This is a genomic window from Marinobacter pelagius (assembly GCF_900114925.1).
GTDB classification, from domain to species: domain Bacteria; phylum Pseudomonadota; class Gammaproteobacteria; order Pseudomonadales; family Oleiphilaceae; genus Marinobacter; species Marinobacter pelagius.
This window is the reverse complement of sequence record NZ_FOUR01000010.1, coordinates 38,700-62,447: the sequence shown is the minus strand read 5'-3', so window position 1 is coordinate 62,447 and position 23,748 is coordinate 38,700. Positions and strand designations below refer to the sequence as shown.

At 57.5% G+C, this 23,748-nt stretch carries 25 protein-coding genes and 1 pseudogene; 12 read left to right on the top strand and 14 right to left on the bottom strand.

The genetic code is table 11. The annotated features are described in order from the left end of the window. Positions 1 to 42 precede the first annotated feature (42 nt). The 3 genes from BM254_RS16695 to BM254_RS16685 all read right to left on the bottom strand — a co-directional run bounded on the left by BM254_RS16695 (position 43) and on the right by BM254_RS16685 (position 2,753). Entirely contained in the window at positions 43 to 1,203 is a 1,161-nt protein-coding gene (locus BM254_RS16695; RefSeq protein ID WP_092006491.1) for a restriction endonuclease, read from the bottom strand. A gap of 3 nt (positions 1,204 to 1,206) precedes the next feature. Next, positions 1,207 to 2,196, bottom strand: coding sequence for a DNA cytosine methyltransferase (locus BM254_RS16690; protein WP_092006488.1), 990 nt, complete (start codon positions 2,194 to 2,196; stop codon positions 1,207 to 1,209). Between the two features lie 140 nt (positions 2,197 to 2,336). Beyond that, entirely contained in the window at positions 2,337 to 2,753 is a 417-nt protein-coding gene (locus BM254_RS16685) for a very short patch repair endonuclease (RefSeq protein WP_092006485.1), read from the bottom strand. A 210-nt stretch (positions 2,754 to 2,963) separates the two neighbouring features. Between BM254_RS16685 and BM254_RS16675 the strand changes: the two are divergent. From BM254_RS16675 to BM254_RS16660, 4 genes and pseudogenes are all read left to right on the top strand, one after another. Next, positions 2,964 to 4,097: pseudogene (locus BM254_RS16675) on the top strand (IS3 family transposase). 121 nt (positions 4,098 to 4,218) lie between these two features. Beyond that, positions 4,219 to 4,407, top strand: coding sequence for a hypothetical protein (locus BM254_RS16670; protein WP_092006479.1), 189 nt, complete (start codon positions 4,219 to 4,221; stop codon positions 4,405 to 4,407). Continuing rightward, positions 4,400 to 5,458 (top strand): MFS transporter, encoded by a 1,059-nt coding sequence (locus BM254_RS16665; RefSeq protein ID WP_245777467.1) that lies wholly within the window; start codon positions 4,400 to 4,402, stop codon positions 5,456 to 5,458. Before BM254_RS16670 ends, BM254_RS16665 begins: the two co-directional genes overlap by 8 nt. Positions 5,459 to 5,517: 59 nt before the next feature. Continuing rightward, positions 5,518 to 6,483, top strand: coding sequence for a calcium/sodium antiporter (locus BM254_RS16660; RefSeq protein ID WP_092006471.1), 966 nt, complete (start codon positions 5,518 to 5,520; stop codon positions 6,481 to 6,483). A 40-nt stretch (positions 6,484 to 6,523) separates the two neighbouring features. Here BM254_RS16660 and BM254_RS16655 read toward each other — a convergent pair whose 3' ends face one another. Further along, a complete protein-coding gene (locus tag BM254_RS16655) occupies positions 6,524 to 6,784 on the bottom strand; it encodes a hypothetical protein (RefSeq protein ID WP_092006468.1) in 261 nt (86 codons plus the stop codon). A gap of 364 nt (positions 6,785 to 7,148) precedes the next feature. Beyond that, on the bottom strand, positions 7,149 to 7,907 hold the full coding sequence (locus BM254_RS16650) for a ParA family protein (protein ID WP_092006465.1): 759 nt from the start codon (positions 7,905 to 7,907) through the stop codon (positions 7,149 to 7,151). A 132-nt stretch (positions 7,908 to 8,039) separates the two neighbouring features. Here BM254_RS16650 and BM254_RS16645 point away from each other — a divergent pair, with 132 nt between their 5' ends. Further along, positions 8,040 to 8,852: an acyl-CoA thioesterase gene (locus tag BM254_RS16645; protein ID WP_092006462.1), complete on the top strand. Its 813-nt coding sequence runs from the start codon at positions 8,040 to 8,042 to the stop codon at positions 8,850 to 8,852. A gap of 28 nt (positions 8,853 to 8,880) precedes the next feature. Here BM254_RS16645 and BM254_RS17805 read toward each other — a convergent pair whose 3' ends face one another. Next, positions 8,881 to 9,036: a hypothetical protein gene (locus BM254_RS17805; protein ID WP_175497293.1), complete on the bottom strand. Its 156-nt coding sequence runs from the start codon at positions 9,034 to 9,036 to the stop codon at positions 8,881 to 8,883. Positions 9,037 to 9,113: 77 nt separating this feature from the next. Here BM254_RS17805 and rhtB point away from each other — a divergent pair, with 77 nt between their 5' ends. Continuing rightward, positions 9,114 to 9,737 (top strand): homoserine/homoserine lactone efflux protein, encoded by a 624-nt coding sequence (rhtB, locus tag BM254_RS16640; RefSeq protein ID WP_092006459.1) that lies wholly within the window; start codon positions 9,114 to 9,116, stop codon positions 9,735 to 9,737. On the opposite strand, the gene BM254_RS16635 is transcribed toward rhtB, so the two are convergent. The 8 genes from BM254_RS16635 to dctP form a co-directional block, all read right to left on the bottom strand. Next, positions 9,734 to 10,171, bottom strand: a complete 438-nt coding sequence (locus tag BM254_RS16635) for a DUF4124 domain-containing protein (RefSeq protein WP_092006456.1) — start codon at positions 10,169 to 10,171, stop codon at positions 9,734 to 9,736. The genes rhtB and BM254_RS16635 overlap by 4 nt on opposite strands. 315 nt (positions 10,172 to 10,486) lie before the next feature. Further along, on the bottom strand, positions 10,487 to 11,695 hold the full coding sequence (gene glcF, locus BM254_RS16630; protein ID WP_092006451.1) for a glycolate oxidase subunit GlcF: 1,209 nt from the start codon (positions 11,693 to 11,695) through the stop codon (positions 10,487 to 10,489). A 2-nt stretch (positions 11,696 to 11,697) separates the two neighbouring features. Further along, a complete protein-coding gene (gene glcE / locus BM254_RS16625) occupies positions 11,698 to 12,765 on the bottom strand; it encodes a glycolate oxidase subunit GlcE (protein WP_092006447.1) in 1,068 nt (355 codons plus the stop codon). Then, positions 12,758 to 14,230 carry an FAD-linked oxidase C-terminal domain-containing protein gene (locus BM254_RS16620; protein WP_092006444.1) on the bottom strand — a complete coding sequence of 491 codons (1,473 nt, stop codon included), beginning with the start codon at positions 14,228 to 14,230 and terminating at the stop codon, positions 12,758 to 12,760. Before BM254_RS16620 ends, glcE begins: the two co-directional genes overlap by 8 nt. Before the next feature lie 91 nt (positions 14,231 to 14,321). Further along, positions 14,322 to 14,747, bottom strand: a complete 426-nt coding sequence (locus BM254_RS16615) for a GlcG/HbpS family heme-binding protein (RefSeq protein ID WP_092006440.1) — start codon at positions 14,745 to 14,747, stop codon at positions 14,322 to 14,324. A gap of 22 nt (positions 14,748 to 14,769) precedes the next feature. Next, positions 14,770 to 16,305 (bottom strand): TRAP transporter large permease, encoded by a 1,536-nt coding sequence (locus BM254_RS16610; RefSeq protein WP_092006437.1) that lies wholly within the window; start codon positions 16,303 to 16,305, stop codon positions 14,770 to 14,772. Beyond that, a complete protein-coding gene (locus BM254_RS16605) occupies positions 16,302 to 17,006 on the bottom strand; it encodes a TRAP transporter small permease subunit (RefSeq protein WP_092006434.1) in 705 nt (234 codons plus the stop codon). The genes BM254_RS16610 and BM254_RS16605 overlap by 4 nt, the downstream gene beginning before the upstream one ends. Positions 17,007 to 17,107: 101 nt before the next feature. Then, complete coding sequence (dctP, locus tag BM254_RS16600; RefSeq protein ID WP_092006431.1) at positions 17,108 to 18,244, bottom strand: TRAP transporter substrate-binding protein DctP; 1,137 nt, start codon at positions 18,242 to 18,244, stop codon at positions 17,108 to 17,110. Between the two features lie 265 nt (positions 18,245 to 18,509). Here dctP and BM254_RS16595 point away from each other — a divergent pair, with 265 nt between their 5' ends. The 6 genes from BM254_RS16595 to astE all read left to right on the top strand — a co-directional run bounded on the left by BM254_RS16595 (position 18,510) and on the right by astE (position 23,636). Next, positions 18,510 to 19,286 carry an FCD domain-containing protein gene (locus BM254_RS16595; protein WP_092006428.1) on the top strand — a complete coding sequence of 259 codons (777 nt, stop codon included), beginning with the start codon at positions 18,510 to 18,512 and terminating at the stop codon, positions 19,284 to 19,286. A gap of 36 nt (positions 19,287 to 19,322) precedes the next feature. Further along, the gene (locus tag BM254_RS16590; protein WP_092006424.1) at positions 19,323 to 20,093 is read left to right on the top strand and encodes an ABC transporter ATP-binding protein; all 771 of its coding nucleotides are present in this window, start codon (positions 19,323 to 19,325) and stop codon (positions 20,091 to 20,093) included. Positions 20,094 to 20,174: 81 nt separating this feature from the next. After that, positions 20,175 to 20,930 (top strand): transporter substrate-binding domain-containing protein, encoded by a 756-nt coding sequence (locus BM254_RS16585; RefSeq protein ID WP_092006421.1) that lies wholly within the window; start codon positions 20,175 to 20,177, stop codon positions 20,928 to 20,930. A gap of 48 nt (positions 20,931 to 20,978) precedes the next feature. Next, entirely contained in the window at positions 20,979 to 21,683 is a 705-nt protein-coding gene (locus BM254_RS16580) for an ABC transporter permease (protein WP_092006418.1), read from the top strand. A gap of 3 nt (positions 21,684 to 21,686) precedes the next feature. Beyond that, the gene (locus BM254_RS16575; protein WP_092006415.1) at positions 21,687 to 22,409 is read left to right on the top strand and encodes an ABC transporter permease; all 723 of its coding nucleotides are present in this window, start codon (positions 21,687 to 21,689) and stop codon (positions 22,407 to 22,409) included. Positions 22,410 to 22,583: 174 nt separating this feature from the next. Continuing rightward, the gene (gene astE, locus BM254_RS16570; RefSeq protein WP_092006413.1) at positions 22,584 to 23,636 is read left to right on the top strand and encodes a succinylglutamate desuccinylase; all 1,053 of its coding nucleotides are present in this window, start codon (positions 22,584 to 22,586) and stop codon (positions 23,634 to 23,636) included. Positions 23,637 to 23,748 lie beyond the last annotated feature (112 nt).

Genomic DNA, 23,748 nt, shown 5'->3' with positions numbered 1-23,748 from the left:
GGCTCCGGCCGCCATATCGAACGTCGCGTAAAGTTTGAGGGGCTATTTTGCCAAGCTCTCAAGCCAGTTTGCGATTGCGATTTTGTCTGAAGAAATTTTTTCCTTGATCAGCCTGACAATGTCATTTGCTGCGATAATCACAATTGGATGACCATCTTCTTTTAACTCTTGATATGCCTGCTCTGAAAGGTAAGACGTGGTCACCAATATGCCAAACTGTCGGTGCCGCAATCTCGATATCAATCTAGAGAGAGCCTTTACCCCAACACCTGTATTGCTCTGGTAGCACTTTGCCTCTAGGGCAAACTCAACGTCAATTGCACTCTTTCCTGTGCCGATTTTGTACTTACCTATAGCATCTCGCCCACCGTCTCTCCATGGGCGTGTAAGGTCAATATACTCGATGTCCGGCATCATCAGCTGCGCAATCGCTACGGCACACCTCTCAAAGGCAAATGGATCGTCACAATAGTTCTCGTAGATTAGTTGAATAATATTTTTATCAACTTTCCCCGCAGGCAACTGTTGAGCTTTCGACCTTATATCCAGGCTGTGGGGGGCAACGAGAGGGCGATATTTCCTACTAAAAACCCAATCAAGCCAAGCCTTTGGAGCATGTGGGGACTCGACTGCATTTCCGTTAGCGACATCAGTAAGCCAAGCGCGACTAATCCTGGCCACATCTAAAACCGTAAACCTTGCTTTGTAGTTCTGAAATCGGGTTTCACTAGGCCCATTCGATCTCCAGAGGGCAACGAGGTCCTCGTCAGGACCGAGTGATGCAGCCCCAGGAACAGCAAGCCCCAAAAATCGGACGTCTCTATAAATCCCCGTTCCACCGAAAACAAGAATTACCGGAAAGTGAGCCGAGTGTGAGCTTGCATGTGTCGTTTCAAAGAGATTTTTTAAGATCAGGTTTCCCTGTCTCGGCGTCGAATGAAGATCGCCAACCTTTTTATTATCACCGTAGTAAGTTAAGAGACCGGTCTCATAATCGAGGTGATCTGGCCAGTCAGGGTCGTTAAAGTTGGACTTCAAAACCAGAAGCTTAAGTGTTTCAGTTCCTGGACGTTTGCCCAAGTGCCTGAAGCCTGCTCCATTGTCCACACCGAGTAATCTGGGCAGAGGGTCATCGGAAGAATTCCCGTTTCGTGAGCCTTCATATACTTGGTCTATCTCCAAATCCATTTCTTCGAGACTCATGGACTACGATGCCTCAGATATACAACAACCCTGCTCCATCTCCGAGCTTATGTGTCGGAACAAAGCCTCCATAACGGGCGAGCATACCCCATTGCCACACAGCTTCACTTTTTCCCTTCTACTCCCATGAGGCAGCAAGTGATCCTCACCACCGCTCATGGCTCTTATCAGTTCCGAAGGTTGTAGCATTCTTAACATCGGAGTATCCCGATCCCAAGTCACCAACCCAAACCGGTCGATCGTGGTTATGGTTCTGAGAGGCGCATCGAGTCTTTGCCACCCCCCCGCATAATCCGACCCATAATAGACGATAATGAAGTCTTCACCTTTTCCAAGAGCCTCAATCCCTCTCTCGGCACGGTCGAGAGTAGCTTTCGCCCGGCGGGGGTGATAAAGCGGTTTTGACTTGTATTTGCCACTGGTGTCGATAACGGAACTCGCGGGTAGTTCTTTTTTGCCAAACTTATTTAGCAGGTCTTTTTTGGTCACGTAGGTTCCCTCCCGATCGCATACTAGGAACATTCGTTTTCTTGCCTGGGAAGCACCAAAATCAGCAGCGTTCAGATAAAGATCGCTGACGGTGTAACCATATTCTTCAATCGACTCGACTAGTTCGTTGTGCCTATCCCAACGTTTCATTCGGTTTACATTTTCAACGATCAACCACCTTGGGTTCATGGCTTCTAGCCATGGGATAATGCCGATAGCTGTTTCCCGGCTTTCTTCGCGAGCCGGTTTAGCGCCTCTAGCGATTGAGTGCGACGTGCATTCGGGGGATGTCAAAAGAACATCCGGACTATATTCTTTTGCCAAATTTAGTGGCTCTATGTTTTCGATCCGATCACAGATGACATGAGCGTCGGGAAAATTAGCTTTATACGTTTCCGTCGCGCGATCCCAAGCGTCTACCCCCAATAGGGGGGTCGCGCCCGCATTTACTGCGCCTCTAGCGCCCAGACCGCCGCCACAAAATAGATCCACGAAAGTTACCATTGAAGAACACATCCAGAGCCACTGAGTAAAGAGAATATACAGCTAAAAGCGCACGGGCCAAGTCTACCAGAGTCCCCACTAAGCCCCTAATGTCCTTGCTCCCATGAGATTTTCCAATTTGGCAGTCATTCCCGAGCTTCTCAAATCCTGCGTCTTTGCTCCAATATCTCTGCTACTCGTCGAACACAGTCGTCTGGGGATTCCATGATTTCGTGTTCCCAAAATCGAAGCGCGAACCATCCCTGCGTACGGAGCATTTCCTCTACTCGCCGATCGCGCTGCACGTTACCTTCAATCTTCTCTCGCCAAAATCCTGCCCGGTTTTTCGGATATACGAAGTGATCCGGACATTTATGCCAAAAACAACCATCGACAAAGATAGCCGTCTTGCTGCCGGAGAATACTATATCGGGGCGACCTGGCAGAGAATTCTTCACTCGGTAGCGAAAGCCACAATGCCAAAGCGCCTTTCTTAGAGCGATTTCCGGCTTAGTGTTTTTGGACCGTATCTGCGACATGCAGAAGGATCTTTGGCTGCTTGTCAAAACGTCTACCATCGGCAACCCCATGATCTCAAGGATATGTGTCGAAACGAAAGTTCTATTCGTTTTGTTGATAGTCTCTAACGGTTATCTTAAGGCGCGCTACTCAGGTGAAATGACACACTGGACTTTCCCTACTCTAGTGGACACGCCTAGCCTATGGTTGGACTTACCCCGGTGCAGTAGACACTCCTAGCCTATGATTAGAGCATAGGAGGAATTGCCGTGAGCAACCAACGTTATCCCTCGGAATTCAAGGATGAAGCGGTCCGACAGGTGCTGGAGCGGGGCTATACCGTCGCCGAAGTATCGCAAGGACTGGGAGTCTCGGCTCACAGCTCGTATAAATGGGTTAAGGCCGTGAAACCGGATAAATCCGATGAACAGGCCGCTGAGTTGGTCGAAGCCAAGAGCGAGACTCTCAGGCTGCGGGCCCAAATGCGTCGGATTGAAGAAGAGCGGGATATCCTAAAAAAGGCCGCTCGGTACTTTGCCAGAGAGCCCGAGTGAAGTACCGATTCATCAACGATCACCGACACCAATTCAACCATGGCCATGTGTCGCGCGCTCCAGGTGGCCCGTAGCGGGTTTTATCAATGGCTGCATAAGCCCTTGTCTGACCGAGCTATTGATAACCAGCGGCTGCTAACGCAGATCCTGGCATCGTACCAAGGCAGCTCTGGCGTGTACGGTGCGCCGCGGGTGTTTCTGGACCTTCGAGAGGCTAGTGAAACGTGCGGCAAGAACCGGGTCGCCCGGTTAATGAAAGAACATAAAATCAAGGCGTTGCGAGCCTACAAAGCACCGCGAGTGATCGCCGGAAGACCGTCGATCCTTAACCCAAACAAGCTCCAACGTGAATTCACTGTGGGCCGCCCAGACAAAGCCTGGGCGACCAACATCACCTACATTCGTACCTGGCAAGTCTGGTTGTATCTGGCGGTGGTGGTCGACCTGTTCTCACGTCGCGTGATGGGCTGGTCGATGAAATCGACACTGCATCGCAGCTTGGTCGTGGGCGCGCTGCTAATGGCCGTCTGGCGTCGACGCCCGAACGAAAAGGTACTCATCCGTTCGGATCAATGCACCCAATACGGCAGTGATGACTGGTATCGTTTCTGTCGCGCCCACAACCTGGATCCCAGCATGAGTCGGCGAGGCAACTGTTGGGATAATGCAGTGGCGAAATCCTTCTTCAGTAGTCTGAAAAAAGAGCGTATCCGACAGCGGATCTACAAACCCCGTCATCTGGCCAAGGCGGATGTGTTCGACTACATCGAGGTGTTTTACAACCGGGCTCGACGTCACACCCACCTGGGTGGCGTCAGCCCAGAGGCCTTTGAAATGGCCTCCGTTTGAGGCTGGGGCGTGTCACGCTTAGTGGGAGAAGTCCAATTGGCCTTTTCAGTGATTCAGCCGGAACTCAACTAACCGTATCATTGTGGCCAGCCACTTCCGGATCGTTTGGACCACACACCCCATGCCCCAGCCAAATGTCCATCAGCCCGAAATACCAAAGGGAATTCTGACCACCCTCCTGGCCCTTTACGTGGCCCAGGGCCTGCCATCCGGGCTGTTCGCCCATGCCCTGCCCGTATTCTGGCGGGAAGCCGGCGTATCCCTCACCTGGATTGGCGCGCTGAAACTGCTTATTGCCCTGGGTGCTTAAGGCGTTCTGGGCGCCGTTCGTTGACCGCAGCCTGATGCATGGCCAGACGCCTTTCTCCTGGATGTTGCGGCTGCAGTTAACCGCTGCATTGCTCCTGATTGTGCTGGCATGGCTCGGACTGGTACCCGGCAGCGCTTCCGGCCTGGCAGTCGCCGCGTTACTGGTCATGACGATCAACCTGCTGATGGCGACCCAGGATATTGTCACCGACGGCCTGGCAGTGCGCCGGATTGCCCCTCACTGGCGCGGGCTGGCCAACACCATCCAGGTGGCAGGCTACAAAGTAGGCATGCTCGCGGGCGGCAGCCTGCTGTTGATTGTCACTGGTTATCTGGAAGCCGAAACCGCGCTGCTCTTACCCGCCCTGTTGCTGGTGGCACTGCTGTTTGTGGTGGGCCGATTCCGGGGCGTGCGCAAACCTCTTTCGCTGGATGCCTTACCAGACTCGGGTAATGGCAACCTGAGGACTGCCTTCATTGCCTTCTGGCGCCAGCCCGGCATGGCGTTCTGGCTGCTGATGGTCATCGGATACAAGGTGGCGGATGCAATGGGCTCGGGCATGATTCGTCCGATGCTGTCGGATGCCGGCTGGACCTCTCAGGCCATTGGTACTTTCACGCTCATCACTACTCTGGCAGGGCTTATCGGGGCGGCTCTCGGGGGATGGCTGTATACCCTGATGGGAGGTCATCGCGCCCTGATTCTGGCGGGCATTGCCCAGTCACTGACAATCATGGCGTGGGTTCTGGCCGCAGAACCAACCGTGGAGATTTCAACCGTCTACGCCGTCGGCCTGGCCGAACAACTTGCCGACGGAGCATCCACCGTAGTGCTGTTCGCCATGATGATGAATGTCTGCCGAAGGCAATGGGCGGGTACCGACTTCACCGTGCAGGCCTCCATCCAGGTGGTCGCCGCAGGTGTGTTCGGGGTACTCGGAGGTATGATTGCCGATCTCGGGGGTTACCCGGTGCTGATGATCACGGCCGGGCTCTCTGGCCTTGGCGTCGTCGGGGTCTATGCTCATCGGGTAATAGGTAGAAGTATCTGATTGCTGGTTACTCGCGAATGCCTTTAAATTCGCGCGCTTGAAACCCGGAGTTTGTCATCATGCTCATTGCCCTGCTCGCCATTGCTGTCGGCCTCATCCTGCTGGTCTGGAGTGCGGATCGTTTTGTGGAAGGCTCGGCGGTCACAGCTGGCTATTTCGGCATGCCGCCGCTGTTGATCGGCATGGTCGTGGTCGGGTTTGGCACGTCCGCACCGGAGATGGTGGTATCCGCGCTCGCTGCGTCCCAGGGCAACCCCGGTCTGGCTCTGGGCAATGCCTATGGTTCCAACATCACAAACATTGCCCTGATTCTAGGCATCACCGCACTCATGGCCCCAATCGCGGTTCATTCCCAGGTGATGCGGAAGGAGCTGCCGATCCTGACCCTGGTTACCCTGTTTGCTGTATGGCAACTACTTGATGGCACACTGAGTACGCTGGATGCGGCGGTTCTGCTCGGTGTATTTTTTGCGTTGATAGGCTGGAGCATCTGGTCCGGCATGCGTACGCCGGATGATCCGATGGCGACAGAAGTGAGCGCAGAGCTGGAGACTCACGCCATGCCGATCCGCAAGGCGTTGTTCTGGCTGGCAGCTGGCCTGGTGCTGTTGATTATCAGCTCCCGCATTCTGGTGTGGGGCGCAGTGGATCTCGCTACCGCTTTCGGCGTCGGTGACCTGATCATCGGCCTCACCATCGTGGCCGTGGGAACCTCCCTGCCGGAACTGGCCTCCTCGATCATCGCTGCCCGCAAGGGTGAACACGATCTGGCCCTGGGCAACATTCTCGGTTCAAACCTGTTCAACACCCTGGCGGTGGTTGGCATTGCCGGCCTGATCACGCCTATCAGCGTAGCCGACGAGGTGCTGATACGTGACCTGCCGGTGATGGCCGGCCTGACCCTCGCCCTGTTCGTGCTCGGGTATGGGTTCCGCGGCCCGGGCAGAATCAACCGCCTGGAAGGTGCGGCCCTGTTGGCGGTCTTCGTGGGTTACACCACGTATCTTCTGATTACCAATTTCTGACCGGGCTGGATTCAGCTGGCCGGGGGAACAACGCTTTGCCCTAGTTGAGCGATACGTCCGTTCCCGGCTTGCTGCACACCTGCCAGTCCACCACGTTGCCGTCCGGGTCGAAGTGAACAAAGCCGGCAAAGCCATCATCGTGGACCCAGGTCTTCACGTAGCCGACAACCTCGCCATCATCCTTGCACAGATCGAACATGGACTTGCTCTCGTCAGCTGGGGTTTCGGTTTCCGTTTCGTGGGGCTGTATCGTGAGCCGGGGATCGTTGAGCGGGAAGAGTTCAAGATGACGCGCGTTCATATGGGGGCACTCCCTGATTACGAACGGTTACATTTAAATCGTGCTCCAATATAACCCAGGTACATGACAGAAAAACTGCTCCCGATCAGTTTTCTAAGACCAATCCGGGATAAACCGTATCGTTTCAAGACGGTTTGTTTCTGAGGGGCCCGGCAGTTACTCGCTGGAGCGAAACAGGCATAAAAAAACCGGGAAGCAGAACTCCCCGGTTACACGAAATGACACGATAAAAGAAAACTCAACGATGCAGATCGAGCTTTTCTAGAAGTTACTTTGCCAGCACAGCGTTTCAGAATTATGACAGTTGGCCACCAACCTACCGAAGCACAAGAAAGCCAGGATCACAGGGCATCGAAATCAACCTCTAACCCGGTCTCCGTTTCCACAAATCCTGCCGGATTCCGGCCCATATCTGCCGATATACCTCAGCAGCCGGGCTATGGGGAGCCAACCGCTCCAGCGGCAGTCCCTCTTCGCCCATGCGCTCAACCACGCTGGCATAGGGTACGGCCACCCCCATACCATTCGGCAGAACCTCGCGGCCCTGCTCCACAATTTCCTTGTGCAGGTTTTTCCGGCGATCGACCATGGAGAAAAAGGGACGCAGCTTGCGGGCGCCGAGTTTCTTGTCCTTCACGAACTGCTGCAACTGGTTCCAGCTGTTCACTGCCAGCCAGGTCGGCACCACCGGTACATACACCCGGTCTGCCACTTCCAGCACTTGCTCGGTCAACCGTGACAGCGTGGGCGGGCAATCCAGGATCACCAGGCTGGTCTCTTCCGAGAGAGGCGCAAGCATGTCCCGCAGAACATTGCTGCCGGATTCCTGCTCCAGCTTGATATCAAAGTTGCGGAAGCTGGTATGGGCGGGAATGAAGTCCAGTCCGGGATAAACATCGTCATGAATGAACTTGGCGATAGGCGCCTTGCCCTCGAGCAGCTTGGATAACTTGCGCCCCTTCACCGTTTCGGCGCCTGCCAGGTAAAAACTGGAGGCGCCCTGGGGATCCAGATCCCATAGCAGGGTGCGGCAATTGTCCTGACTCGCCAGGTAGGCAATGTTGACGGCCGCCGCTGTCTTGCCAACACCACCCTTGGGACTGTAAAAAGCAATGATCCTCATTGAGGCCTGACTCCCGACTTTCCTTGTGTAACCAGAGCGTACAGGGTAGCAGCCACACCATGGCCCTTTGTGAAGCTTTTGTTACACTGAACGCTTCGCAAGCTACGTAAAACCAAAAACAACGAGGTAACCATGAATTCGCCGTCGCATGTGTTTGATCAAGCGGTGTCGCTCCGGCCAGTCATTGGTGGAGTTTTCTCGGGGCAGACCAGCCCTGCCTACCAGAACATGGTGGGCCCTTTTGGCGGCGTGACCGGCGCGACCCTGCTCAATGCCGTGCTCAGCCACGACGAGCTGCTGGGCGAGCCGGTCTCCCTGACCGTGCACTTCGCGGCTCCCATTGCCGAAGGCGAATTCGAAGCCCGGGCCAGACCAATCCGGACCAACCGCAGTAGCCAGCACTGGTTCGCTGAGCTGGTTCAGGGAGCGGAAGTGGTTGCCTTTGCCACCGCCGTGACCGCCAAGGGGCGGGACACCTGGAGCACCACGGATGCCAGTTTCCCGGAGGCGCCGGCGGCGGAAGAGGTAGAGCAAACACCCATGCGCCAGGGCGCGCCGGTATGGACCCGGTGCTACGACATGCGGTTTATCGAAGGTGCCCTGGGCGGCCAGCCGAGTGAAAACCACCCCTCGGAGAGCCTGTTGTGGATGCGGGATGAACCACCCCGGCCGCTGGACTATCTGTCACTGGCAGCCCTGTGCGACGTGTTCTTCCCGAGGATCTACATTCGCCGCCCCAAACTGGTACCGATCGGTACTGTAGCGCTGACTACCTACTTCCACGCAGATGCGGAGCAGTTACGCCAGCTTGGTACCGCCCATGTACTGGGCCATGCCCGGGGCCTGCATTTCGGTAAAGGCTTCTTCGACCAGAGTGCCGAAGTCTGGAGTGCCGATGGCCGGCTTCTGGCCACCAGCCATCAGGTGGTGTATTTCAAGGAATAAGAGGTGGAAGGTTTTCGTAAAACCACGATCACGCGGCCTTGCGAAAACCCTCCACTCGTACGGTCTTGTCCCGGCTGCGCTTGTATTTGGTTTTGTCCTCGACAACCCGCATCTGGTATTTTGGCGTTCTCAGCTCCCGCTGCACGGCACTGTGCCGGGTCGCTTTGGCGCGTTTTTTGGCCATTTCAGCTACTCCTCGTTAATGGCTGGCTTCAAACAGGCGCTATTATAACACTCCCTGAGATTTCAAGAGCGTAAGGAATGACACTCACCCTCTGGCTGACCTTTCTGGTCGCGGCGATCCTGATCAGCGTCTCCCCCGGTGCAGGCGCTGTGAATACCATGAGCAATGGCCTGCGCTACGGCGTGAAACGGTCACTGCCAGCCATTCTTGGTCTTCAGCTGGGTTATGGCGCGCAGATTGTCCTGGTGGGCGCGGGCCTTGGCGCCATCGTCGCATCTTCCACTACCGCGCTGACCGTCATCAAATGGGTGGGCGTGGCCTATCTGGTCTGGCTGGGTATCCAGAAGTGGCGGGAGCCGGTGATGGAGGCTGTCGAGGAAGATCAGAGCGCCATCAGTCACCGCCGGCAGTTCTGGAATGCCGCACTGGTTAACCTGACCAATCCCAAGGCCACGGTATTCCTGGTGGCTTTGTTTCCGCAGTTTCTGATCGCCGATGCGCCCCACGGCCCGCAGCTGATCACTATGGGCACCACACTGATTCTGGTGGATTGCCTGGTGATGCTGGGCTATGCCCTGCTGGCCAGCCAGCTGTTCCGGTTCATGACCACGCCACAACGGCAGCGGCAGATGAACCGGGTGTTCGGCGGTCTGTTCGTGACCGCCGCCATGGCGCTGGCCAGCTTCAAGCGCGCGGCCTAACGCAGGATGCACTCCCGGCTGTAGGCCTTGCTCAGGCGCCGCCGTTTTTCCCGCAGGCTGTTGCCGCGGTCGTTCTTGTAACCTGCCCGTAGCTGGGACTGGATCCGGTCGAGCTTGTTCCGGTAGCCGTCGCACGTCTTCGCCTGTTTATCATCGCTGCGGCGGCTGCTTCGGGACTTCTGAGGCCGGTCCGAGGCCGTCAGCATGGTTTGCACTTCGTCCCGGGTCGCCGAGATTTTCCGGGACTGGCGGAGGTTCTCGGACATGGGGACGGTGACCGGATTCCGGAGCTCGAGCTCCCGGTGCGGCAGGCGTTTGGGTGGCTTGTCGGAGAAATGGATGGCGCCGTTGGCGTCCGTCCAGCGGTAGACTTCAGCATGGGCCGGGGTGGTGGCTAACAGGCAAAGCAGGGCTGTGGCCTTGATCCTTGGCATGGGTTCACGTCCTGTGAAGTTGGTTTTTTTGAAGTAGGGGTTAGAAGAAGGCGTTCTTCTTACCCCGGAGGTTGGGGTCTGATGAACTCGTTCATCTGACCCCGTTTTAACCTCGGTGCCAGACTATAGCCCACTTGGTGGCTGACTTGAAATTGGGGTCAGATGAAGAGCTTCATCAGACCCCTGAGATGTAGCCAACCTGGGGGCTGGGGTGAACTTGGGGTCAGATGAAGGGCTTCATCAGACCCCTGGGGTGGGACCCCTGAATTGAAAATGGGGTCAGAAGAAAGCTTTCTTCTGACCCCGTCTTCAGGATCACTGGTCGAGCAATTCGATCCAGTGATTCACCTGCACCGGGGACTTGGTTTCCAGGTGCATCTGGCAGCCGATGTTGGCGGTCACGATGCGGTCCGGGTTGTCCACGGTCAGGGCCTTGAGCTTGTTGTCGAGTAGTTTCTGGCTCAGCTCGGGCTGCAGCACCGAGTAGGTGCCGGCGGAGCCGCAGCACAGGTGCTTGTCCTTGGTCTGCGCCAGTTCGACGCCAGCCTTGGTCAGCACTTGCTCCACCACCCCGCTCTGCTTCATGGCGTGCTGCAGGGTGCAGGGGCAATGGAAAGCCACCTTGCCCGGGCTCTGGTTGAGCTTGAGCTTTTCCAGGTCCTGCTTGAGCAGGAACGCGCCCAGGTCGGTGCACAGTTCGCTGACTTTCTTGGCCTTGGCGGCGTAGACCGGATCATCCTTCAGCAGGTGACCGTAGTCCTGCACCATGGCACCGCAACCGGACGCGGTCATGACGATCGCCTCCGCGCCGGCCTCGATGGCGGGCCACCAGGCGTCGATGTTCTGGCGCATGCGCTCCAGGCCTTTCTCATGTTCGGACAGGTGGTAGTTCACCGCGCCGCAGCAGCCGGCTTCCGGCGCTTCGACCATGGTGATACCGAGCTTGTCCAGAACACGAGCCGCAGCGGCGTTGGTGTTCGGCGTTGCCGAGGGCTGAACACAGCCGGCCAGGGCCAGCACAACCCGGTTATGACTGGCCGCAGGCCAGGGGCTCGCGCTCTTGCGCGGCGGCACCTTGGTGCGCAGCTTCTCCGGCAGCACCGGGCGGAATACCTGCCCCATACGCAGCAGCAGGCCAAACAGCTGCCGGTTCGGCAGGACCCGCGCCAGACCCCAGCGCAGCCACTTGTCCTTCGGCTCCCGGGGCACTTCCTTCTCGATCAGACCACGGCTGATATCCACCAGCCGGCCATACTGAACGCCGGAGGGACAGGTGGTCTCGCAACTGCGACAGGTCAGACAGCGGTCCAGATGATCCCGGGTCTTCTCGGTGATTTCCTCACCTTCCAGGAACATCTTCATCAGGTAGATCCGGCCACGGGGACCGTCACGCTCGTCATTCAGTTCCTGATAGGTCGGGCAGGTGGCGGTACAGAAACCACAGTGCACACAGGCCCTGAGGATGGACTCGGCCTCCTGTCCTTCGGGAGTATTGGCAAATTGTTGAACCAGATTCGTTTGCATAATTACAACCAGCTATAGAGACGGCCGGGATTGAAGATGCCGTCGGGGTCGAACGAGTTCTTCACACGGCGCTGGATGGTTTTCAGCGCCTCGGGTTGGCTGTGCATGACTTCGCCGGAACGATCGCCACCGCGGAACAGGCTCACCTGACCGCCGGCGGCCCTGGCCACTGGCTCCAGGTCACCGAGGCTGGCCTCACCACGGAACCAGCGCTGGGAGCCGGCCCAGTCGATGAACCAGTTTCCCTCAACGTTGGGGTTGGGCGCGGTGGAATCCACCGACAAGCGCCAGAGCGGCACGTCGTTGCCGGCGAAGAATTCGTGCTGCATGTCGCGCACCTGCTGCCAGAAGTCATCACCGCCTTCCATGACCTCTCCGGACCATTTCTCGGCCGTTGCCTCGACAGCGGACCGGGCACCGGACAGGCGCAGGTAAACCTTGCCATCGACCCAGCAGGCACCGGTGATGGGCTTGGGCTCACCAGCCCGGCGGTTCATGTAGTCGATGACGTCTTCGAGGGCCATCTCTTCCACCAGCGTTGCTGTGGCAGCCGGCTTCGGCATCACCTTCATGCTGATTTCGGTGATAACGCCGAGGGTACCCATGGCGCCGGCCTGCAGACGGGAGACATCGTAACCGGCCACGTTCTTCATCACCTGGCCACCAAAACGCATGTGCTCGCCCTTGCCGTTCAGCAGGCGGATGCCCAGTACCTGATCCCGGACCGAGCCGGTCCAGGGCCTGGCCGGCCCGGACAGATTGCACGCCAGGGTGCCGCCGATGGTGGAGGCATCACCGAACCGGGGCGGCTCGAAGTGTAGGCACTGCCCTTCTTCGGCCAGCGCGGCCTCGATGTCCTTGATCGGTGTACCGGCGCGCACCGTCAGCACCAGCTCCACCGGATGGTATTCCACGATGCCGGTGTGCCCGGCCAGGCTCAGGGTGTCGGCCTCCGGGTCAGCAGCGCGGCCCATGAATGCCTTGGTACCGCCACCGACGATGTTGAGTTTCTGCCCGTTGGTGCGGGCCTGGAGAACTTGCTCCTGTAACTGTTGGGTCATATCAGCCATGGGCGGCGTCCGTCTGTTCGTGCTTGTGTTGCTTGTGTTCGATGGAGCGGTATTCCTGGCAGAACTTGAGGGTGGGAACCCCCTTGCCCGGGTTCAGGATGCCGGTCGGATCAAACGCGGCTTTGACGTCGTGGAACTGCTGTAGTTCTTCATCGTTGAACTGCACCGCCATCTGGCGGATCTTCTCGACGCCGACACCATGTTCACCGGTGATACAGCCACCCACTTCCACACACAATTCGAGGATCTTGCTGCCGAATTCCTCGGTGATCTCGAATTCACCCGGAACGTTCGCATCGAACAGGATCAGGGGGTGCAGATTCCCGTCCCCGGCATGGAACACGTTGGCCACGCGCAGACCATACTTGTCGGACATCTTTTCCATTTCCAGCAGGACACGGGCGAGATGGCGACGGGGAATGGTACCGTCCATGCAGTAATAATCCGGCGAGATCCGACCGACCGCCGGGAAGGCGGACTTGCGGCCCTTCCACAACAGGGCGCGCTCTTCCTCGCTCTGGGAGGTCCGGATCGAGGTTGCCCCCAGCTTGCGGAAAACTTCCTCGGCCTCGGCGATATGTTCGTGCACCTCTTCCTCGGTACCATCGACCTCGCACAGCAGCAGCGCCTTGGCGTCGCGCGGGTAACCTGCCTGGGCAAAGTCGTCAGCGGCAATGATGGCGTGGCTGTCCATCATCTCCAGGCCACCGGGGATAATCCCGTGGGAGATGATACCGCCGACGGCATCGCCGCCCTTCTCCACACTGTCGAAGCCGGCCATGATTACCTGGGCAACTTCCGGGGTTGGCAGGAGTTTCACCTTCACTTCGGTAACCACACCCAGCAGGCCCTCGGAACCGGTAATCAGCGCCAGCAGATCCATGCCACAGCTATCCAGACCATCGCTGCCGATGGTGATCAGATCGCCCTCGGCGGTCACCATCTCGACACTCAGGATGTTGTGAACAGTCAGGCCATACTTTAGGCAGTGAACGCCCCCGGAGTTCTCCGCCACATTGCCGCCGATGGTGCAGGCGATCTGGGACGAGGGATCCGGGCCGTAATACAGGCCGTACTGGGCCGCCTCTTCACTGATGGCGAGGTTACGGACACCGGGCTGCAGCCTTGCCGTTCGACCGAGTGGATCGATCTTGATAATCCGGTTGAACTTGGCCAGCGAGAGCACCACCCCTTCCTTGTGCGGCATGGCGCCGGCGCAAAGGCCGGTTCCGGCACCGCGGGCAACCACCGGCACGTCGTTTTCATGGCAGATGCGCATCACGCGTTGCACCTGCTCCACGGTCTCCGGCAGCACCACAAGCATGGGCATTTCGCGGTACATCGCGAGGCCGTCACACTCGTAAGGTTTCAGGGTTTCGTCATCGGTGATGACGTATTCCGGATCAATGAATGACCGGAACTGCTCCGCCAGCTGCGCTTTGCTGGCTTTCGGCTTGGTATTCATAACGTTCTCTGATTCTGGATGTCGTCGAATCCGCGTGGGCGCGGATAACGTGGGCGGGCCCGATCGCCCGCCCGTTCAGGTGAGACAGCGTTTACTTGCGTTTGGTTTCGAAGTAATCGATACCGGCCTGCGCGCAGTCCATGTCCTGCTGCGGCGTGCCCGAGCTGAGACCGATACCACCGACCACCTCACCGTTGACGATCACCGGCAGGCCGCCACCGACGGAGCTGATGCGACACCCCACTTCCGTATGGATACCGAAAGCCAGACTACCCGGCGTGTTCACCTTGTTGTAGTCATGGGTGGCTTTCTTGGCTGCCGCTGCGGTGAACGCCTTGTCCTGGGCAATGGTCACACTGGTGATCTTGCCGCCGTCCATACGCTCGAACGCAATCAGGTTACCAGACTCGTCAACCACCGCGATGCACATGGGAACACCGATCTCGCGGGCCTTTTCAGCCGCGCCTTCAATCAGGATCCGTGCGTCGGCAATATCCAGCCGATTGATCGTCAACATATCGATTTACTCCTTGAATTGATTAACCGTAAACCAGCCCTGGCAGCCAGGTGACAATGCCGGGGATGAGAATACACATGAACAGTCCGAACGCCTGGATCGCCAGGAACACCAGGGACGACTTGAAGATCGTGCCCATGGAGATTTCCGGCGGGCATACGCCGCGAATGTAGAACAGCGCGTAGCCGAAAGGCGGACTCAGGAAGGACATCTGCATGTTGACCAGGTAGAGCACACCGAACCAGAGCACCACGTCCTCACCGGCCACCGGCGGGAAGCCCAGCAGACCCGGGAATTCCAGTGCTTCGACGATCGGAATGAAGATGGGCACTGCCAGCAGCAGAATCCCTACCCAGTCCAGGAACATGCCGAGGATGACCAGCAGTACCATCAGCAGGAACAGGATGCCGTAGGCCGACAGACCGGTTCCGAGGATGGCGTCGGTCACGAACTGCTGACCGCCCTGCAGAATGTAGAAGCCAACGAAGACCGAGGCACCGAACATGATCCACAGCACCATGGCGGAGGCCTTGGCGGTGGTCACGGAGGCTTCACGCAGGCCGCCGATGGAGAACTTGCCGTGCATCATGGCAACCACGATGGCACCGAAGGAACCGATACCGGCGGCCTCAACGGGCGTTGCAATACCACCGAACAGCAGGCCCAGCACCAGGAACACCAGGATCAGCGGAGCGATCAGGCTTTTCAGGAGAAGGAGCTTTTCCCTGAAGGAAATGCGCTCTTCCATCGGCACCGGCGGGCCCAGCTTCGGGTTGATCCAGCTGCGGATCAGCACATAGGCGATGTAGAAGCCGGACAACAGAAGGCCCGGAATGATGGAACCCAGGTACAATTCTCCCACCGACTGCTGTGCCACAACGGCATAGAGGATGGCCAGGATTGACGGCGGGATCAGGATCCCCAGGGTGCCACCGGCCATGATCGAACCGAGTGCGATCTTGTGGTCATAGCCACGCTTGAGCATCGCCGGCAGGGCGATAATCCCCATGGTGACCACCGCCGCGCCGATAACACCAACCATCGCAGCGAGAATGGTGGAAGCCAGGATGGTCGCCGTTGCCAGGCCACCACTGAGGCCACCCATCCACTTGTAGACCACGCTGAACATTTCCTCGATCAGGCCCGCACGCTCGAGCATGGAGGCCATGAAAATGAACAGCGGTATCGCGGCAAGGTCGGAGTTGGTCATCATCGGGAAGATGCGGCTCGGCACGATGTTCAGCATCAGCGAGTCGCCCACCAGATAGATGAACATGACCCCGAGGCCGCCGGTCACGAATGCCAGCGGCAGCCCCATCATCAGGGCCACGGCCAGGGAACCGAACATCAGATAGGTCAGAGGCCCGATCTTGACGTCCGAAAGACTGCCCGAGAGCTTGAACAGGAATTTCTCGTCACTCCAAGGGTCGTAGAACAAAATGTTGATCATCTCAACACAGATGACAAACGCCAGCCCCACAGTGGCGGCTATCATCAGCCAGGTACTCAGCTTACCGATCAGGTTGCTGCCCGGCGCAGTTGTTGTATTTGTGCTCATGCGGTGCGCTCCCGGCCAAGACGGACGAACAGGACGATATCCTTGATCAGTTTGGATATGCCTGCGAGTAAGAGAAGGACTGAACCCAGTACCATCATGCCTTTCACGGGCCAGTACTGAATGCCCCAGGTCTCAACCGTGGTTTCATTCATGGAATAGGAGTTCTGGAAAAAGGTCCAGGAGGTAATCATCAGTACCAGGGCGAACATGAAGAAGAACATGGAGGTAAAGATATCCATGCCGACCCTGCCCCGTACCGGCAACAGGTTATACATCACGTCAACCCGCACATGGGCGCCGTGAAGCATGGCGAACGCTCCGGCCAGCAGGTACTGCATGCCCAGCAACAGGAAGCTGGATTCATGCACCCAGATGGTCGGCATGTTGAAGAGGTAGCGCATGACCACTTCAAAGAAATAGAACACGACGGCGTTCACCGTCCAGAACGACACGAACAGACCGGATTTGTCACAGATCCAGTCAACCACCTTGGTAAACCAGTTACCCTCGAACTGGAGATAGATCAGCGGGTCGTCCTCTTCCGCCTGCAGTTCGCCCGGTGTCAATTCCGGTTCGGCAGTCTCGCCTCCATGGCCACTACTCCACTTGTCCCAGGCCATCATGATCAGCGGCATGACCGCAAGCCAGCCCCAGTAGAACCAGTGCGGCAATACGAATCCGAAACCTTCAAGATCAGACATGTTGTTGCATCCTCAGCCACAAAACGGGGAAGGCGGAACGTCTCCTTCGGAGCTGTCCCTGTCCTTCCCCTCGTTTCTTTTTTTATTGATTCAAGAAGGCGTTACCGGCCCGGTACACCCTCAAGGTCAGACTCGTCAACATAGCCCACAGTCTCGTTCATCATGTACTCGAGCTGCATGTCGAAAATGGCACGGGCGTCGTCATCTTTGTTGGCCCACTTGTACCAGATCGGAATGGCCGCGCGACGGAATTCCTGCAAGTCTTCCTGGCTCAAACGGGTAACGGTGTCCCCCGCTTCCTTGAACTTCTCCATCGCCTCGATGTTGCGCTGCTGAATGGTCAGGTAGTGCTTCTGGGAATAGTTCCGCACTTCGTCCTCAACCAGCTGCTGCAGTTTCGGATCCAGGGAGTTCCAGGCGCGCAGGTTGACGGTCAGGTCCATCAGGTCCACCGGCTGGTAGACAGACATGACGCCAGGAGGTCCGAACATGATGTAATCGGTCACCTGGGAGAAGCCCAGTTCCCAGTTCACTGCGGGGCCCACGTAGTCAGCCGCGTCGATGGTGCCCTTTTCCAGGGCCGGGAAGATGTCGGAACCCGGCAGGCTCACGGTGGAAACGCCGAACTGCTGGAATACCTCGGCCACCATGCCACCCGGAACACGGATCTTCATGCCCTTGAGGTCTTCAAGGCTGTTTACCGGCTTCTTGGAGTGGATGATGTTGGCGTCGTGCTGGATCGGGCCAACGTAGAACAGACCGTACTTCTTGTAGATTTCCCGGGTCTTTTCCAGCATGCCCATGGAGTAGAACATGGTATCCCACTGGTGAGGCTGGTCCGGACCGGCGGGGTAGGAAGACAGGAATACAGAGGCCGGAATCTTGCCGGACCAGTACAGGGTGAACGGGTTCATACCCTGCAGTACGCCATTACGTACGGAATCGAACAGGGCGTTATTGTCGGCAGCAACGGCCTTGGCCGGGAACGGCTTGAAGATCAGCTCGCCACCGGACTTCTCTTCCATGCTGTTGCACCATTGTTCGAACAGGTCGTAGCCCACGGTACCTGCATCCCAGACGGACTGGATCTTCCACGTGGTAGCTGCATGGGCCTGTCCGGCGCCCATCATCATTGCACCGGCAAAAGCGGCACCAACAACGGCAGTCTTGAGGAAATTGCGGCGAGGTGGGGTCTCACCGGAGTCACAGTTATTACGGATGTGCTTGTTCGAGGTCATCGAGACGTCTCCGTTAGCATTGTTTTTTTAGTAAGCGTCAGGTCTAACGCCGGCGCACACGCCGACATTACAAAGATATTCGTAGTCAAATCGCATTTAGTCCAGTCGAGACGCTACTGGTCAGACCAGTTTTTCCTGTATGGTAAATGGACGAATTCCGCTCGATCAGCCATATTTTAGGGGCTTGGGAGCACATTGGTTGACGGACCAATCACGGACAATTACAAGGGTCACTGGTCAGACCACGATTCACACAGGCAATCCCATGGCTATTTCCCAGGAAATCTCATATCGGCTGGAGCGCCTCATCCTTGATGGTGGGCTGGCTCCGGGGCAAAAGATTCCATCCGAGCGGCAGCTCGCAGCGCGCCTGCGCGTGTCCCGCGCGATCATCCGCGAAGCCCTGCACGAATTGCAGGGCCGTGGCGTGATCGAAACCCGGCACGGCAAGGGCTCCTTTGTTGCCAGCCTGGTCCCGGAGACCGGCGAGTTCGAAGAACAAAGCCCCCTGATGCAGCTTTACGAGGGGCATCCGCGCACTCTTTATGACTTACTCGAAGTTCGGGAACAGCTTGAGGGACAGGCGGCGTTCCTGGCAGCCCAACGGGCCACCAGCCTCGACAAGCACCGGATTACCAAGGCCTTCCGGGCACTGGAGGAAACCGATCCGCTGAGCAACGCCAAGCCGGACCACGGCTTCCACCAGGCGATTGTGGAAGCCTCCCACAACCCGGTACTGGTCCACCTTCTCAGCGGTCTGAAGAGCATGATGCTGTTGACGGTCCATGCGGCGGTCGCCAACCTCAATCCCCGGGAGGAGATGCGCAAGACCATCGTGCGTCAGCACCGACAGCTCTATGATGCCATCATGAATTGCAAACCCGCAGCAGCCCAGAAGGTAGCGACTGCCCACGTGCGTTTTGTCAGCGATGCACTGAAGGACATGGAACAGCAGGGAAACAAGGTGATTCGCAGCCAAGTCATACCGAACGGCCGCAATCCTCATCAATCAGGTATTGATTTCGGCCGCCACAGTCCGTAAAACATGCGCCTTTGAACTAAATCTCAGGAGTCACCCATGGCGGACCAAGCTCCCTTGATCTGCAGGGACATTCACAAGACCTTTGGCAAGCTTGAAGTACTCAAGGGAGTGTCACTGGAGACCCGCAAAGGCGATGTGGTGTCCCTGATTGGCAGCTCCGGGTCCGGCAAGAGTACCTTCCTGCGCTGCATCAACCTGCTGGAGACGCCCACCTCCGGCGACATTATCGTGCACGGTGACCCAATCCGGTTCGCCACCAATCGCAAGGGTGAGCGGATTCCGGCCGATAACAAACAGGTTGAGCAGATCCGCTCCAAGCTTTCCATGGTCTTCCAGAGCTTCAATCTCTGGTCTCACATGACGGTGCTGGAAAACATCATTGAAGCGCCGGTGAACGTGCTCAAGGTCCCCAAAAAGGAAGCCATCGAGCGCGCCGAGGCCTATCTCCAGAAAGTCGGTATCTACGAACGCAAGGATTACTACCCGGCCCAGATGTCCGGCGGCCAGCAGCAACGTGCTGCGATTGCCCGGGCACTGGCCATGGAACCGGAAGTGATGCTGTTTGACGAACCCACATCGGCACTCGACCCGGAACTGGTGGGCGAGGTGCTGAGGGTCATGCAAAGCCTGGCCGAGGAAGGCCGCACCATGATCGTGGTCACCCACGAGATGGCGTTTGCAAAGGATGTGTCAACTCAGGTCCTGTTTTTGCATCAGGGCGTGATCGAGGAACAGGGCTCGCCTCAAAAAGTGTTCGACAACCCTGACTCGGAGCGCATGAAACAGTTCCTGGCTCCCAAGTTCTGACGCTGAGTGCTATCTTGACCTGTGTCGGAATAAAAATACCTAAAAAATAGCCCACAAGGCATAAAATTGGAGAAGTGACACATGAAGAAACTGATTGTTGCAGCAAGTTGCGCCCTGGCCATGGCCGCCGGCACGGTCCAGGCCAAGGACTGGAAAGAAATCCGCCTCGCCTTCGACGTGCCCTACGAGCCGTTCGAATACCGTGATGAAAACGGCGAGCTGACCGGTTTCGAGGTCGAGCTGGCCGAAGCCATGTGCGAGGAACTCAAGGCCGAATGCGAATTCGTCATTCAGGCCTGGGATGGCATGATTCCGGGCCTGCTGGCTCGCAAGTACGACGCCATCTTCTCGTCCATGTCCATCACCGAAGAGCGGGCCGAGCGCGTTCTGTTCTCCGACCCGTACTACATCACTCCGGGTGGCTGGTTCGCCCGTGACGGTTTCTCTGCTGACGTGACCAGCAAGGAAGAGATGGAAGGCAAGACCATCGGTGTGCAGCGTGGCACCACCATGGACACCCACGCCACCGAGGAATTCGGCGGCATCGCCACCATCAAGCGTTATACCACCGCTGAAGACATGGTCCTGGACCTGGAAGGTCAGCGCCTGGACGTGGTGTTTGTGGACTACCCGGTAGGTGAGCAGACCATCCTTTCCCAGGAAGGTTTCAAGGAAGTGGGCGCGCCGGTCAAGCTTGGCCAGGGCGTGGCTGTTGCCATGCGCAAGCGTGACAAGGAGCTTGCCAACAAGGTGAACGCAGCCCTGAAGAAGCTCAAGAATGATGGCACCTATGACGCCATCATGGAGAAATACTTCAACTACGACATCAAGATCTAAACTGCCAGGGGCGGCCCTGTGGCCGCCCCTCCTCTACCGGATTTCCCAATGCTCGACCTGAAAGGCTATGGCCCGGAACTGCTTGACGGAGCAGTGGTCACCATTGAACTGGCGTTCCTCTCCCTGGTCCTGGCTCTTACTCTGGGCCTCATTGGCGCCTCCTCGAAACTGTCCGGCAACCGCCTCGCAAAAGGTATCGCAACTTTTTACACCACGGTAATCCGGGGAGTGCCCGACCTGGTGATGATGTTGCTGTTCTACTACGGTGGCCAGGTGGGCGTGAACATCCTGTCGGATTACCTCTGGGACGCGTACGAAATCGACTTTTTCTTCCAGTTCGATCCATTCATCTCCGGGGTGGTTACGATCGGGCTGATTTTTGGTGCCTACATGACGGAGACTTTCCGCGGCGCCTTCCTGGCCGTGGAAAAGGGCCAGATCGAAGCAGCAAGAGCCTACGGGTTCACGCGCTGGCATACGTTCCGGCGCATCATGTTTCCGCAGATGCTGCGCCACGCCCTGCCGGGCATTGGTAATAACTGGCAGGTACTGCTGAAAACTACGGCCCTGGTGTCCATCATCGGCCTGACCGATATGGTCCGGGTTGCCGAGGAAGCCGCCAAGGCGGAACGTATGCCGTTCCATTTCTTCATTCCGGTTGCGGCGGTTTACCTGGGGCTTACGGCGGGCTCCGAGCTGTTCATCAAGTGGCTCAACAAACGGGCCAATGTTGGCGTGGTCCAGGGGAGTTAAGGCATGCCTGATTTTATTGCCCAGTGGCTGGACCAGAACGACATTTTTACCGCCATGACCATCATGGAGTACTGGGATGGCATGGTGAATACCGTGCAGCTGGTATTCCTGTCGCTGGTGATCGGCCTGGTGTTCGCGATTCCACTGGCGATTCTGCGGACATCGAAGAATCCGCTGGTGTCCGGGCCAGTCTGGATCTACACCTATCTGTTCCGCGGCACGCCGCTGCTGATCCAGCTGTATATCATCTACTACGGTATTGCCCAGATTCCCGGTATCCAGGAAACTTTCTGGTGGGAGATTTTCCGGGAGCCGTTCTACCCTGCCCTGCTGGCGTTTGCCCTGAATACCTGTGCCTATACCACGGAGATTATTCGGGGGGCGATTGTGTCGACTCCGCACGGGGAGATTGAGGCGGCCAAGGCCTATGGCATGAACTGGTGGATGCGGATGCGGCGCATTGTGTTGCCGAGTGCGGCCCGGCGGGCAGTGCAGGCGTATTCGAATGAGGTGATTTTCATGCTGCATTCGAGTGCGATTGCGAGTGTGGTGACGATTGTGGATCTGACCGGGGCGGCGCGGAATATTTACTCGCGGTTTTATGCGCCGTTTGAGGCGTTTATTTTTGTGGCACTGCTTTATATGGCGCTGACGTTTGTTCTGGTGTTTGCTTTCCGCAAGCTTGAGAATCATCTTTTGCGGCATCAGAGGCCTGTGGGTTCTTGAGCCTTTCACGATAGAGAGGCCGCTTGGCTTTTGGTGCAAGGTCAGTCGGTCTGTTTCCTTCCGGGAACCGCTACGAGCACGTCCATGTGCGCTTGTTTCAGGCCATCCCTGGCCTTCAACATTCCCGGAAGGAAACAGACCGACTGCCCCCAGACTCATCACGGGGATTCAGCTATGTCAGGTTTCAGGATTCTCTTTGATGCCTCTTCTGATTGGCTTGCGCATAGCCTCGCCAACGCTTCGTCCGAACTGACACCAGCATTGGCCCGACTTCCCGACGGAACCGACATTGTTCGGCCCAACGTCGGCGTGCTGGAACTCACTCCGGCGGCCACTCATTCTAATCCCAACCACGAAGCCCTGATTGTTTCTGCCGGAGTGCATGGCAACGAGACAGCGCCGATTGAGGTGTTGAATCAGCTTGTAAACGAACTCCTGGCCGGCGAGTGGACGCTCACTTGCCCGCTGCTGCTGATCCTGGGTAATCCCCCGGCCATGGTTGCCGGTGAGCGGTTTATTGACGTCAACATGAACCGGCTGTTTGCCGGGGCCCATGGCCGGGACGAATACCGGGGACTGCCTGAGGCCGGCCGTGCTTCGGAGTTGGAACAGTTGTGTCGGGAGTTTGCCCGAAAGCATTCGGGGTTGGCGTTGAGTCATTACGATCTGCATACCGCGATTCGCCCTTCGCTTCGGGAGAAGTTTGCGCTGTATCCGTTTGTTGAGGGGCGGGAGGTGCCTGTCGAGCAATGTCGCTTCTTGCTGGAGGCGGAGGTGGAGACGTTGCTTTTGCAGCATAAGGCGGGTACCACGTTTTCGTCGTTCACTTCCTCGGAGCTGGGCGCGGAGAGTTTTACTGTGGAGCTTGGGAAGGTCCGACCGTTCGGGCAAAACGATCTAGGCCGGTTTGCCGGTATCCGGGATGCGCTGCGGCGTCGGTTTCGGGGGGAGCCTGCGCCTGCGGAATCCAGGGATCTTGGTCACCTCACCATTTTCGAGGTTGTCCATGAAATACTGAACACGGGCGAGAATTTCCAATTCCATGTTCCCGACGACGTGGCCAATTTCACCGAGTACGAACCAGGCACGGTGATTTGGGAAGATGGGGAGACCTGCTATCGGGTGGGTACGGTGCCGGAGGCGATTGTGTTTCCGAACCGGGAGGTGCCTGTGGGGCAGCGGGTTGGCCTGATGATCCGGGCCAGGGCTAGCGGCCTGGAAAGGTGAAGATGGGGTCAGATGAAAGCGTTCATCAGACCCCGACCGACCCTGGAGCCAGCCACCACCCCAGGGGTCTGAAGAAAGCCTTCTTCTGACCCCATCTTAATCCTCCCCCGAA